The organism is Pseudoalteromonas sp. NC201 (assembly GCF_002850255.1).
GTDB lineage: Bacteria > Pseudomonadota > Gammaproteobacteria > Enterobacterales > Alteromonadaceae > Pseudoalteromonas.
This window is the reverse complement of sequence record NZ_CP022522.1, coordinates 1614530-1628700: the sequence shown is the minus strand read 5'-3', so window position 1 is coordinate 1628700 and position 14171 is coordinate 1614530. Positions and strand designations below refer to the sequence as shown.

Here is a 14171-nt window from a genome sequence, read left to right as displayed (position 1 = left end):
CTTGAAATAAAAAAGCCCAGTAAAAACTGGGCTATAGCTTACACAATTTATAATTAGAAGTTAAAATTAACACCTAATCTATAAGTTGCTTCGCCACGGAAAGACCATGTTGGGAAACCATCCTGAAGCGCAGGCTTAACATCAGCACCAACCTCTGCCGCACCATACTGAACATCATCTTCCTCGGTAACATTTACGACTTCAAATGTCAACGCTGCGTAGTCTGTAACTTGCCAACCGAAAGTTAAATCAAGTGTACCAAAGTCATCGTGCATACGGTTTCCGTAATAGTTACCATATTCACGAATCATGTATTCAGATCTCCAGTTATACGCTGCTCTCGCCGAGAATTCATCATTTTCCCAATAGCCAACTAGATTTAGCATATGCTCTGATGACTCGGTAAAACGGGATAGATTATCAGTATAAACCTCTGCTGGTGCACCTGCATCTGTGTATGTGTAGTTAGCGTTTATACCAAACCCATTATCCCAAGCATGATTCCACTGGAATTCAACGCCATCAATCTCGCCGCCACCTGCATTTTTATAGCGATTTACGGTCCAATCATCAGCTGGTGTAGTAAGGTCATTATTAATTACACCAATTTGTTGATTAAAATCAGTCGTCGCAACAATAAAATTACTCACATCCTTTATAAAGTAAGTTACGGCAAATAGGCCATCTTCACCATAATAATACTCTAAACTAACATCGGCTTGAGATGATTTCATTGGTTTCAGGTCAGGATTACCGTAAGTAATCTCCTCATTACCAATACGGTCATCAGGATAACCAGTTACTTTTGAAAGTAGTAAGTTGTCGTAGTTTGGACGAGTAATAGCTTGACCAGCTGAAACGCGAAGAATTAAGTCTTCAGATAGGTCAAAGGTAATATTAGCACTTGGCAACACATCATTGTAATCACCATCAACACCTACTGGAGCTTCGCTCCAACCATTGTTATTTGCAAGAATATCAGCTGGGCTATTATCGATGATATGACCTTTTGAAGTCACATCTGTACTGACATATCTTAGCCCGAAGTTACCCCGGAAACCTTCGCCCTCAAAAGACGCCATAGCATACAATGACAGATTGTCTTCTTCTATTTTTCCGTAGCCCGAACGGTTATAAGCAAACTGATCGATTAGAGACAATGTAGCATTAATCATTGCATCTCGGTTTGCACGAGGAATAGTCCAACCATCATAGCCAATTGGCATTGTACCGCTATATAAATCCTGAACACTAAAATAGTTGGCAAAACCTCCTGCATTTTCACCATCTGCAGGGGCTGTTATTTTTGACTGGTCGTATACAGCCGTATATAGCTTTTTCTCAAATTCATGTTCAGTATATCTTACCCCAAACTCAAGTTTGTTGATCGCGCCAAAGTCAACGTAGTAATCAAAATCAACTTGACCATACACTTCCTCATCTTTATTTGGACCCTTTATACCTGTCCAAGTAGACGTTGTACCATATGCAGGTAGCTGTTCAACGGTAAAGCCAAGATCAGCACCATCAAGTTTTATTTGTTTACCAGTTGCATCTACGACTCCCCACCAGTTTACTTGGTCGAAGTTAGCATCGGACGTTTGCTTTAGTCCATTTCCATCAACATAAGCATTTCCCCACCAACCAAAACCAAAGTTAGCACTCATGTCTGTACCACCTTCCGCTTTCGAGTGACCAAGAACACCTGAGATTTCATAAGTATCAGACTGGTACTTCCAGTTAAATTCTAGAGTGTCTGAAGTCATTTCTCCTTGGCGAGCCCAATTTTGGAAAAATACGTTGCTTCCTCTATCTTTTGGCGTATCGCTATATGTACAGACGCCGGCAGCATTGTACGTTTTACATACTGATTCTTCCGGTGTCCAAGCGCCCCAGTTATTATCAGTACCAAAGTACATATTAGCACCAGTGCTGTCAGCGCCGAGCTCTAATGAAAGTGCGTGAATACCCAATTCAAGTTGTTCTGTTGGACGATATTGAAGCGTTACATCTATAGCTGTGCGCTCTTGATCTTGTAAAAAGCTTGAAGGTTGTACTGATGAGTTTCCACCCCAATCAAGATCGGCTTCGGTGCCTTGACGAAGATATTCACGATCGATGTATGCAGCGGCTACAAGTACACCAAAAGTTTCATCTTTGTTTTTCCAACTGTATAGCCCAGAAACTTCAGGAGATATCTCCTCGTTTAGGGTACCATATTCACCTTTTAGCGAAAGAAACGATGTATTAGATTCTAAGTCAAGAGGCTTGCGTGTTTTTACGATTACTGTACCACCGATACCACCTTCAACCAGGTTCGCCTGTGTCGCTTTATAAACTTCAATTCCGCCAATCAGCTGTGACGGTAACATCGAATAATTAAATGAACGGTCTAAATTCATTTGATCATACCAGCCGGTTGAAGCCACATTCTGGCCGTTTAACGTAGTCAACGTCATAGAAGGATCGGTACCCCTAATGGATACAGAGCTACCTTGACCAAAAGCTCGTCCAACGCTAATACCTGGAATACGCCCTAACGCTTGACCCACGTCTGAGTCAGGAAACTTACCGATATCTTCAGCGCTCACTGCGTCAACAACTGCAGTCGCGAATCTTTTTGTATTAATATTTTCTTTGTTTGATGCTCGCAAGCCACGAACCTCAATGACTTCTACATTTTCTTGTACTTGATTTTGGCTTTGACTTTCTTCTGCAGCTACAACGCCTGAAAAGCTCGCACCTAGTGCGATGCTGACGTTAACTGCAAGTAAGCTTTTTTTGAAATTATTAGCTAACACAGGATTCCCCTTGAATCATTTTGTTGGTTTTTTAAATCACTTCTGCCCAGTGATGATGACAACGCTGTCATCTAATAACAAACCATACACCCTAAATTACATATTCGCTACAATTTTTTTGGCCTGTTATTCAAAAAATATTCATATAGATATATATCTTATTGATAAATATAAATTTAAATATGACCAAGATATGGTTTGTTACAAAAACGATTGGAGAATAGCACAAAAAATTTTGCTGCTGTAGGGTTTTAAGATGGAATTGTCTTAATAAAGGGACATTTTAATTATCTGAATACACACAAGGGGATGTGTATTCAATTCCCTCATCAAGCTTGGGCAGAAGCTAAAGATGAGAATCAATATCAATGACAACGCTGTCATTATAGGTTTATCTGTAAGTACTGTCTAGTTCTTTTAAGAGAATTTTTTATGACAAAGGCTTATAAAATCTAAGATTAGCGAGTTAGCTATCACTATCTTTTGCACAAATTTGAATACCCTATTACGGGACTTATTGATTTTCTAATGATCGTATATTGAATCAGTAAAATTTATTGCTTTTATTCGTAAGAAGTAAGAAGTAAGAAGTAAGAAGTAAGAAGTAAGAAGTAAGAAGTAAGAAGTAAGAAGTAAGAAGTAAGAAGTAAGAAGTAAGAAGTAAGAAGTAAGAAGTAAGAAGTAAGAAGTAAGAAGTAAGAAGTAAGAAGTAAGAAGTAAGAAGTGTTGTCGCTTCGAGCTGAATGTCTAGAGATATTTAACCAATTGACTCAAGTAATCAAGGTAAGGCCAGCTATCACGCCAGCCTTGCATTTTACTATTTTTAGTAGATGCACTCGGGTTACGGGCACCAGAATACGGTCAAATTAATATCAGGATGATTTAATACTGCACGCAGTGGTACTTCATACTCTGAGCCGGGTTGTTTTGCCGCTTCATACACCGCTTTTTTTTCATCACCAGAGATCAATAAAACAGCCGCCTTAGAATTAGCTATTCCTGCCAAAGACAAACTCATGCGCTCGGTGATCTCACCTGTCACTTCGCTTTGATGAGCATTAATTGCGCACACGGTGTTTGTGGTCGTTAATGCGTGTTCTAGGCCATTTGCACTTGGGAATAAACTGGCGGTATGACCATCCGGCCCCATTCCTAAAATAGTGACATCAAACGGCTTTTTCAACGCCGCATAAGCAGACTCACATAGATCAGCGCCCTCTTCTGCTGACTCTGCCGCATTCTTCATTGTCACAAATCGAGCATTTGCCGCTTTGTCTTTCAGCAATGTCGACTTAATAAATGCTTCGTTAGACTTTTCGTGATCCGGTTCGACCCAACGTTCATCAACCATAGCAACCGTAATTTTGTCCCAGCCTAGCTCAACACCTGAAAGGTAACGATACGCTGGAGCCGGTGATGAACCGCCAGACACTAGCAACACCGCTTCACCGTCTTGCTCAATACCTTGACTGAGCCCAGTTTGAAGTAGCTCTGCAAGCGCTGCTGTCATTTCGTCTTTCGAGTTGAAGTTTCTTTCTGTTAACTGTGCCATTACGCTTGCTCTCCCGCATTGAACCAAACATGTTTGTTTTCTTCAAGCAGTTCATCGGCATCTTCAGGACCCCAAGAGCCAGCACGATAAAGTGACGGAGTCCCTTTACTCTGCCAACGCTCAATGATTGGATCAACCCACTGCCACGCTTGGCGTACTTCGTCACGGTGAATAAATAAAGCAGGGTTATTTGCAGCTGCGTCTAGCATTAAGCGCTTATATGCATCTGAATGATAGCCATTGTTATACTTTTCACTCAATGAGATATTTAGCGTCACTGGCTCTAGTTGCATTTCAAGGTTATCTAGACGCTTAGACATTAGCGTTAATTGAATACTTTCTTCAGGCTGTAATCTTATCACCAAGCGGTTTGGCTGAATTGGACCCGCCGCATCACCATAGACGTTGTGAGAAACAGGCTTGTACTCAACCACAATTTCAGCACAACGCTTTTTCATACGCTTGCCTGTTCTTAAATAGAAAGGCACACCAGACCAACGCCAGTTATCAATGTGAGCACGAATAGCAACAAATGTTTCTGTTTTACTCGACCCTTCGCCCAGCTCTTCTAGGTAACCAGGTACCAGCTTACCTTCAAGGTCGCCTGGTACATATTGACCACGCACAACATTATTATCTACATCTGAGTCAATTAGCGGTCTAAGCGCTTCTAATACTTTAAGCTTTTCAGTGCGAATACTGTTGGCATTAAGTTTATGTGGTGACTCCATCGCAACCAAGCAAAGTAGTTGCAATAAGTGATTTTGCACCATATCACGAAGCGCGCCCGCTTTGTCGTAGAAGCCAGCTCGGCTTTCAAGACCTACCGTTTCAGAGATACTGATCTGAATATTATCTATGGCTTTAGCATCCCATAAATTCTCGAACAGTGCGTTTGAGAACCTAAGCGCCATCAGGTTTTGAACCGTTTCTTTACCTAGATAATGATCGATACGGAATACTTGCTCTTCCGAGAAGAACTCACCGATTTTGGCATTAATTTCTTCTGCAGATTTGCCGCAATAACCAATAGGCTTTTCAACAACTACACGTGATTGCTCAGTGATTAGCCCTTTGATTGACAATAGCTCACAACAACGGCCATAAACCGCTGGAGGAAGTGACAAGTAGAATACACGAGACTTATCTTCCCCATCAGCCAAAATATTCTTTAGCGTATCCCAGTGTTCATCTTCTTCAGTAACGTTGACTACCACAGGCACTAAAAACTGTTCAAATGCGGACCAATCTTTCTTGTTGTATTCGCCTTTGCCAAGGTGAGTTTGTAATGCGATATGTGCCGTTTCGATAAATTCTTGTTGTTTGTTTTGTTCACGAACGGTCGGTAAGATGCGAGTGCCTTCAGGTAAGTTACCTTCTTGATATGCACGATACAAAGCAGGTAGGAGTTTGCGAAGTGCTAAATCGCCTCCCCCACCAAAAATTACGATGTCAAAAGGATTAAGCATAATTCACTCTCATTAGGTTAGGCGTGCACTACAAGCACGCAGTGTTTATTCGATTTGGAGCCACTCCAAAGCCTACCAAACTCATTGTGTAACGGGTGATGATTTCGATTGCAATGCACTAGTAATATCAATTCGACTTAATACCTGCTCAATTTGAGGGATTAAGTAAGTTGGTATAAATGAGTCTTAGAAACCTGTATTTCCTCTCACAAAAATACAGGTTCTAAGCACTCCAGCGCTACCCGTTCAAAGGTATTTTGTTTACTTCCAGTTCCACTCGAAGTATTAATTTGTTCTCTTTTGCTTGTAATAAGCGATTAGACCCGCCGTTGAGCTATCATGCGGGTTAGTAACGCCTTCTTGCGTTAGCTCGGCTTCAATATTTGAAGCAAGCCCTTTACCAAGCTCAACACCCCACTGGTCAAATGAACACACATCCAAAATAATGCCTTGGCAGAAAATTTTGTGTTCATACAAGGCAATTAGTCGGCCCACAGCTTTTGCATCTACCTTATCTAAGATAAATGAAGAGGTTGGACGGTTACCTTGGTGTATTTTATGCGGAATCAACTTGTCGATTTCCGCATCCGACTTACCTTTAGCCGTTAAATCTTCACGAACCTGCTGTGCATCTACACCCGCCATCATCGCTTCCGTTTGCGCAAAGAAGTTAGACAGTAAAATATCGTGATGCTGGCCTACTTTGTTTTGCGGTTCAATTGAAGCGATAAAATCAGCCGGTACAATCACATTACCTTGGTGTAAACACTGATAAAAAGCATGCTGGCCATTTATCCCTGTCATGCCCCAAATAATTGGCACAGTCGTATAGTTTACCTGCTCTCCTGCAAAAGTAACATGCTTACCGTTACTTTCCATTTCACCTTGTTGTAAATACGCAGGCAGCATATGAAGCGCCTGATCATAAGGCAAAATTGCTTGTGCTTGATATCCTAAGAAGCTGGTATTCCAAACGCTGAGTAACGCCATCAACAGTGGAATATTGTCTTTGTTGTTTGCCGTTTTAAAGTGCTCATCAATTTCAAATGCACCTTCAAGCACTTCGACAAACTTATCGAAGCCTAAATAAAGTGCGATTGGTAATCCGATTGCACTCCAAAGCGAGAAACGACCGCCAACCCAGTCCCACATCGTAAACACGTTGTCATCGCTAATACCAAACGCTCTGGTCTTCTCAAGATTGGTGCTCACCGCAACAAAATGCTTGGCGATTGCCGCTCTATCATTTGCAGCATTCAAAAACCACTCAACGGCAGTCTTTGCATTGGTCATGGTTTCAGAGGTTGTGAAGGTTTTTGATGACACGACAAACAGGGTTGTTTCTGCGTCCAAGCCTTTTAGTACTGAAGCAATCTGTACACCGTCAACATTCGAAACATAATGCACGTTTAGCGTGTCATCTGCATACGCGGCTAGCGCATCAGTTACCATTTGCGGGCCCAAGTTAGACCCACCAACGCCAATCGCAACCACATCTTTTACAGCTTTGCCTGTATACCCTTGCCACTCACCTGAACGAACTCGGTTACTAAATGCTTGTAGTTTTTCTAATTCCGCATTGACTTGCTCAATAACATTTACACCATCCACATAAATAGGTGTATTTGCTCGGTTACGCAGCGCCGTATGTAAAACCGCTCGGTCTTCGGTGATATTTATTTTTTCACCAGAAAACATCTTTTCTCGCCAAAGCGCGATATCGCTCTCTTTTGCGAGCTGCATCATTTCAGAGAATGTTTGGTCGTCAATGCGTTGCTTGGAAAAGTCGAACAACACACCAGGGATTTGACGAGAGAACTTTTCAAATCTTTGTGCATCGTTTGCAAACATCGTTTTTAAATGCTGCTGCTCTACTCGCTGCGCAGAACTACTGAGCTTTTGCCAACTATCCAAATCTACACGACCACCCATTACATATTCCCCTAAGACGTAAGTGATTGTTAGTTACCTTACTTTTCAGGTAGTAACAACAAAGAAACATTATTAAACAAGCACATTATGTCAAAATGACAACGCTGTCAAATTGCTTCTTTTCAATTTTACATTGCGAATAATAACCTAAAATAAAATTTTTGACACCGGTATCATTCATTTATTTCTGCGAATTGTAGTGCTAAATTCTGTACTTATTAGATAGACTAAGAAAAACAGATGATCCTTTTATTAAGCCGATGGTCGCCTTAGCGGCTAAATATCACAGAAATTGGGCGCTAGCTTCTGCATACATAAAGCGCTACTATTCCTCTGTGCTTAATAATGATCGATACAGACCTGTAAATAGAAGAACAACTACATGAAAGTCACTATTAATGATGTTGCCAAGCTAGCTGGCGTATCTATGAAAACCGTATCGCGGGTAATCAATAAAGAACCTTCGGTTAGAAAAAAAACCTACGATCAAGTAATGCAGGCTGTCAAAGAGCTTAATTATCAGCCTAATATTGCTGCAAGAAACTTAGCTGGTACTTCTTCATTTGCAATTGGCTTGGTCTACGACAATCCCAATGCGTATTATGTCATTGATATGCAAAACGGGGTGTTATCTCGCTGTAGAGATGAAGGATATGAACTCGTCATCCACCCCTGTGAATCCAATTCGGAAAATATGGCCGAAGAATTCGTCACTATGATCAAACGCTCACGTCTTGCAGGTTTAGTCTTGACTCCTCCTCTATCCGAGCAACAATCCATTATTGATATGCTAGATGAGCTGGGCATACATTACGTGCGTCTACTTTCTGGTCGAGCGCAAGAAGCGAAAAATAGCGCAAATAACTGTATCTTTGTTGACGACTACGCTGCAGCCTATGAAATTACTGAGCATCTGATCCAACTTGGACATAAAAAAATTGCGTTTGTACTTGGGGATGAAGAACACAAATCAACGACGGAACGGTTAGCCGGATATCGCGATGCCCTAAAAGCACACGATATAAAACAAGACGATACACTGCTCTATCACGGTACTTACTCATTTGAATCAGGGGTAAAAGGCGCTAAAGCGCTGCTGGCCGATGGTAATCCAAACCAAATCACTGCGATTTTAGGTGGTAACGATGAGGTAGCCGCTGGAGCTTTATTCGCTGCGCGGCTGATGAATATAGAGATCCCGGGTCAATTGTCTATCAGTGGCTTCGAAGACTCTCCATTCTCCCGCCAAACTTGGCCAAAGCTTACGACTGCACATCAGGCTAACAACATTATTTCTGAACATGCTGCGCGTTTATTGTTTTCTAAAACACGGGGACATCGAAAAAATGATAAAGAAGTCTCACATGTGTTCACACCGAGTATGGTAGTTCGTGAAAGCACGGGTAGGATCACACAATAGCTATTTATTTAGTCGGCTCTTGAGCCGACTAACATCAAAAATTCTCACTATTTCGCCAACAGTTCTTCACTCTTACTCGACCATGCATTGATCAGCGCCTTGACCAGAGATGCAAGTGGAATCGCAAAGAATACCCCCCAAAATCCCCATAAACCACCAAAAAATAACACTGCAACAATGATATAAACAGGGTTGAGATCCACTGCTTCTGAAAACAATAACGGCACTAAAACATTACCATCTAATGCTTGAATAATGCCGTACGCGATGAGAATGGTCCAAAATTCTGGCGCTAGACCAAATTGAAACAAAGCTACTGCGGCAACGGGTAAGGTAACGAGTGCAGCACCAATAAATGGGATAAGTACAGAAAGTCCAACCAATGTCCCCAGTAATGCGGCATAGCGTAAATCCAAAATAGAAAAGGTCACAAAGCTCACTACACCAACGATGACAATCTCAAAAACTTTACCACGAATATAATTCATGATTTGTTGGTCCATCTCATGCCACACTTGTGAAATAAGCTTTCTGTCCTTAGGTATAATTTTTGACACTCCAGATGTAAGTTCTGACTTGTCTTTCAACATGAAAAAAGCAAGCAGTGGCACTAAGACCAAATAAATCATCCATGCGACAACGTCTTTTAATGAGGTTAATGAGGCTGAGACAATAACTTCGCCAAGCTCTAGCAATTTACTTTCCACAGAGCTCACAATTGCCTGTACCTGAGTTGTAGAGATCAGCGTCGGGTAGTATTCAGGTAAATGTAAAAGGAAGTCCTTACCCTCTTCTACCATGGTTGGACTTTCTTGGAGCAAGTTACTTAACTGTTGCCACAGAACAGGAACGATACCAAATACCAGCCCCAAAGCGACGCCCACAAATACCGCCATTACGACTACTGCTGATAACATCCTACTGCCAGTCACTCGGGTGAGCTTATTCACTGGCCATTCAAGTAAATAGGCGATCACAATTGCGACCAGTACCGGCATGACATAACTGCCAAAAAAGTACAGCAAAGCAACTGTGGCAACTAGCATCAACAATAGCGTGACGGAATGTGGATCTGAAAACTTTTTGATGTACCACGCTTTTACTAACTCAAACATCCATGATCTCCAAACACACTTCACCGCTTTCAATTTCAATAATTTGGTAACTCACCGAGTTACCATCCAAATACTTTTTGATATCTAACAAGCTCTGATCCTGACTCATCAGCAATTTTAGTTTGCCTAGAGTATAGTCATGGCGCTTTAACCGCCACTTAAACTGAACAAATAATGCAGGACAGGTAAATTCTCGTAGATCATGTACAAATTTTGTCGTCTTGTCTCCACACAAATCACTCAATGCGGTAGCCCTCAAGGCGTTGATGGTTTATTCTTAATAGCATACTCTACTTCTTGGGAATCTTAATGCCAGGCGTTAATAATAAGGCCCGATTGCCAGCCAATCCAACACTAAAAGAAATAAATTGGTACAAAAAGCAAATTAATTGGGGAGAACTTCCGCCTTTTTATCACCTTGTCGCCTCAGCGGTAAGTGAATGTGAAGGTCTGCTCCATCACGGCTTTGACAATGCGGTAAAGCGTTTGCTAGATAAGCGAAATTGGAATATAGAACTATTAGGTGGTTATGAAGATGACAGTGGCATAATTCACTGTGACAATAAACCTCAAATCGCGTTACATCAAGCATTTACTGACAGAGGTTTTGAGCTTTGGGCTTACCCAATAGCCAAAGGCACCAAGATTGATGCCTATGTTAAAGACAATCGTTTTTTGGAGTTTCGAGTATGGGATCCGCATACGATGAAAAACTTACTGCGCATCAACCAGCTCCATAAATTCATTGCGTTTTACTTTGAACGCGGTGATATAGCTGACAAAGCTCTGATACTTCATGCGCACAAAGTGCTGCATATGACAGTGACGTTTTTGCAAAAAGAATTGAACATCACGAGTGTTGCTGGGGTCTCAATAAAAGATTTTTACCAACTTTGTGAAAAAGATGCTCGAGCATGCAATGATGAAGTCGACTTAGCTAGGATCATGCTCGGAGAAGACCTTAAAAGGGATTAAAATGCGGTTAAAACCCCTATTAAATTCAATCGTTTTAACATTTGCGCTCGCTGCATCAAGCAGCGCTATTGCACAAACAGAACTGAAACTACCAGATTTAGGCACTTCAGCTCTCCAAGTACTACCTATTGAAAAAGAACAAGCGATCGGCGAAGTCATGATGATGCAGCTGCGCTCCCGCTCCCCAGTGGTTGGCGATCCGGTACTTGAAGAGTACTTAACCAGCCTGGGCAATCGCCTCGTCGCCAATGCTAATGATGTACGCTTTCCATTTACCTTTTTTTGGATAAATAACAAAGATATTAATGCCTTCGCTTTTTATGGAGGCCACGTTGGTGTACATACGGGACTCATTGCGCAATCCGATAATGAGAGTCAATTAGCATCCGTTATTGGCCACGAAATTGCGCACGTTACCCAACGTCATTTAGCACGCCGCGTACAAAACGCAAAAGACAACAGCGCCTTGACCATAGCGGGGCTTATTACTGGTATTTTGGCAACCGTAGTTGCCCCAGATGCGGGTATCGCCATTTTATCCGCAAGCCAAACGCAATCATCGTTGAACCAACTAACGCATAGCCGAAAAGCCGAGCAAGAAGCCGACCGATTTGGTATGAATACACTACATAAAGCAGGCTTTGACCCCTATGCGGCCAGTGAGTTTTTAACTAAGCTCTCGGATCAAATTCGTTTTAAAAATAAGCCCCCTGCATTTTTGCTTACGCACCCGTTACCTGACAGCCGAGTATCGGACGTTAGGCTTAGGGCACAACAATTCGAGAAAAAGCATTATCCCTCAAGCCTTTCCTACGCGTTAGCTAAAAGCCGTGTGCTTGCACGATACTATTATTCAGAAGATGCAGGAGAAGCCTTTTTCAGAAACTCTTTAAAGCGCTCAGCAGAACTCGACAAGCGCCCGCTACAATACGGATTAGCAATTACGTTACTCGATCAAAAAAAATACGAGGAAGCTGGCAAACTATTGGATGAGTTGTTAGAAAAAGATCCGAATAACCTGTTTTATCTTGATGTGTATACCGATTATTTAATTGCGACAGAGCATTCTGGCAAAGCGGTTGAGATGCTTCAAGCTCAACATCAACTCAGACCCAATAACCAAGTTATCACGCTAAACTATGCCAATGCCGCAATAAAAGCAAAACAGTATGAAGTTGCCGAGCAATTGCTTAAGATCTTTTTGCTTGAGAAACCGGATCATATTCTCGCCCGTGATTTACTCACACAAGCCTATGAAGCCCAAGAAAACAAGGCGGCTTACCATGAGTCAAAAGCGAGTGTCTATGCCCAGTATGGTGCATTTAATAAGGCGGCAGACGAAGTCCAGCGTGCACTCAATCATGTCGAAGATAACGAAGATATCAAGCGTACCAGATTAAAAGCGCTACTTAGCCAATACCGTAATATGCAAAAAGAAATCGCTAAGCTGTAGGCTTAGCGATTTCTTACAGCGATAGTAGAAACGTATTTAAGCCAATTTTCTTGCACATCGCTTTTCGTCATCTCTACATTAAGCTATGATCCGTTTACATTACGAATTAGAGCGAAATCATGTCAGTAGAAATCTATCACAACCCGCGTTGTTCAAAATCACGTGAAACCCTAGCTTTACTAGAGTCCAATGGCGTTAATCCTACCGTTATTGAATACCTAAAGACGCCAATCGATAGTGACACTTTGGCTAATTTACTTTCTAAACTTGGATTTAGTTCTGCTCATCAGCTTGTACGTAGCAAAGAAACGCTCTACAAAGAGCTTGGACTATCGAAAGAGTCGGATGAAGCGACACTGCGCACTGCCATGCTTGAAAACCCTAAACTGATTGAGCGTCCTATCGTTGTTAAAGATGATAAGGCGGCGATTGGCAGGCCTCCAGAGTCGGTGCTTAATATCCTGTAATGAGTAAAATTCTTATTTTATACCACTCCAGTCATGGCTCTGTGGCAAATATGGCGCACGAATTTGCAGACACCATAGTGTCACAAGGTGGTGAAGCCATAGTGCGCGTATTTGAGAAGCGCCAAGACCATGATGTGATCGTAACAAAGCAAGACTTAGTAGCATGCGACGGGTTAGCGTTCGGTACTCCAACACGCTTTGGCATGATGGCAGCCCAAGCGAAAGCGTTTTGGGAAACCACCAGCGATTTGTGGCTTAAAGGCACGCTCATCGATAAACCAGCCTGCGTATTTTCGTCTTCAAGCAGTATGCACGGTGGCAACGAGGCTACCCTACTCAACCTCTCCTTACCGTTATTACACCACGGCATGATGTTGTTAGGTATCCCCTATGATGTTCCAGAGCTTTTGGCGACCGAAATGGGCGGAACGCCTTACGGTGCAACACATGTTGCGGGCAGCCAAAACAATGTTTCACTCACTCAAACAGAAATCAAAATTTGTCGTGCAGCAGCGAGTCGACTGCTACGCGTCGCGGAAAAGTTAACATGAATGAAATTGCAAAAAAGCCCATCACTAGACGCTTTCAACGCTTTGCGCTAGTCGGGTATTTTGGTCTTTTGATCCTGATGCCACTGTGGCTCTTTGTGCTTGCACCAAGAGAAGGTTACAGCTTGGGCTTTGTCTTTGTGGTGTACGTTTTACCTTTATTACTCCCGCTTAAAGGTATTTTACAAGATAAGCCATACACTTATGCGTGGGCAAACTTTGTCGTAATGTTTTATTTTATCCACGGCTTTACCCTTTTGTGGACATCTCCAGACGAGCTATTGTTAGTCCTGCTTGAGATTGGCTTTGCAACGTCCATGTTTATTGGTTGCACTTACTATGCAAGACACAGAGGCCAAGAGTTAGGGTTGAAGATCCGCAAGTTAAAAGAAGACCTTGCTGACGAAAAGGCAGCGCACGAGCATAAAGAGCCATAATC

12 protein-coding genes are annotated in these 14171 nt (G+C 42.1%); 6 read left to right on the top strand and 6 right to left on the bottom strand.

What is annotated here, in order from left to right:
• Positions 1 to 53 precede the first annotated feature (53 nt).
• The 4 genes from PNC201_RS06700 to pgi all read right to left on the bottom strand — a co-directional run bounded on the left by PNC201_RS06700 (position 54) and on the right by pgi (position 7754).
• The gene (locus PNC201_RS06700) at positions 54 to 2801 is read right to left on the bottom strand and encodes a TonB-dependent receptor (protein WP_102056573.1); all 2748 of its coding nucleotides are present in this window, start codon (positions 2799 to 2801) and stop codon (positions 54 to 56) included.
• A gap of 841 nt (positions 2802 to 3642) precedes the next feature.
• A complete protein-coding gene (gene pgl / locus PNC201_RS06695) occupies positions 3643 to 4353 on the bottom strand; it encodes a 6-phosphogluconolactonase (RefSeq protein ID WP_102056572.1) in 711 nt (236 codons plus the stop codon).
• Entirely contained in the window at positions 4353 to 5822 is a 1470-nt protein-coding gene (zwf, locus tag PNC201_RS06690; protein ID WP_102056571.1) for a glucose-6-phosphate dehydrogenase, read from the bottom strand. Before zwf ends, pgl begins: the two co-directional genes overlap by 1 nt.
• A 285-nt stretch (positions 5823 to 6107) precedes the next feature.
• Positions 6108 to 7754, bottom strand: a complete 1647-nt coding sequence (pgi, locus tag PNC201_RS06685; RefSeq protein WP_102056570.1) for a glucose-6-phosphate isomerase — start codon at positions 7752 to 7754, stop codon at positions 6108 to 6110.
• 382 nt (positions 7755 to 8136) lie between these two features.
• Here pgi and PNC201_RS06680 point away from each other — a divergent pair, with 382 nt between their 5' ends.
• Positions 8137 to 9174 (top strand): LacI family DNA-binding transcriptional regulator, encoded by a 1038-nt coding sequence (locus PNC201_RS06680; RefSeq protein ID WP_102056569.1) that lies wholly within the window; start codon positions 8137 to 8139, stop codon positions 9172 to 9174.
• 47 nt (positions 9175 to 9221) lie between these two features.
• Here the strand turns inward: PNC201_RS06680 and PNC201_RS06675 are convergent, their stop codons facing one another.
• A complete protein-coding gene (locus PNC201_RS06675) occupies positions 9222 to 10289 on the bottom strand; it encodes an AI-2E family transporter (RefSeq protein WP_045989076.1) in 1068 nt (355 codons plus the stop codon).
• A complete protein-coding gene (locus PNC201_RS06670; protein ID WP_010375515.1) occupies positions 10282 to 10533 on the bottom strand; it encodes a hypothetical protein in 252 nt (83 codons plus the stop codon). Before PNC201_RS06670 ends, PNC201_RS06675 begins: the two co-directional genes overlap by 8 nt.
• A gap of 65 nt (positions 10534 to 10598) precedes the next feature.
• Here PNC201_RS06670 and PNC201_RS06665 point away from each other — a divergent pair, with 65 nt between their 5' ends.
• The 5 genes from PNC201_RS06665 to PNC201_RS06645 all read left to right on the top strand — a co-directional run bounded on the left by PNC201_RS06665 (position 10599) and on the right by PNC201_RS06645 (position 14169).
• On the top strand, positions 10599 to 11264 hold the full coding sequence (locus PNC201_RS06665; protein ID WP_010606506.1) for a hypothetical protein: 666 nt from the start codon (positions 10599 to 10601) through the stop codon (positions 11262 to 11264).
• Position 11265: 1 nt separating this feature from the next.
• The gene (locus PNC201_RS06660) at positions 11266 to 12717 is read left to right on the top strand and encodes a beta-barrel assembly-enhancing protease (RefSeq protein WP_102056568.1); all 1452 of its coding nucleotides are present in this window, start codon (positions 11266 to 11268) and stop codon (positions 12715 to 12717) included.
• A 119-nt stretch (positions 12718 to 12836) separates the two neighbouring features.
• Positions 12837 to 13184 (top strand): arsenate reductase (glutaredoxin), encoded by a 348-nt coding sequence (arsC, locus tag PNC201_RS06655; RefSeq protein ID WP_102056567.1) that lies wholly within the window; start codon positions 12837 to 12839, stop codon positions 13182 to 13184.
• Positions 13184 to 13735, top strand: coding sequence for an NAD(P)H:quinone oxidoreductase (gene wrbA / locus PNC201_RS06650; protein ID WP_102056566.1), 552 nt, complete (start codon positions 13184 to 13186; stop codon positions 13733 to 13735). Before arsC ends, wrbA begins: the two co-directional genes overlap by 1 nt.
• Positions 13732 to 14169, top strand: coding sequence for a DUF2069 domain-containing protein (locus tag PNC201_RS06645; protein WP_102056565.1), 438 nt, complete (start codon positions 13732 to 13734; stop codon positions 14167 to 14169). The genes wrbA and PNC201_RS06645 overlap by 4 nt, the downstream gene beginning before the upstream one ends.
• Positions 14170 to 14171 lie beyond the last annotated feature (2 nt).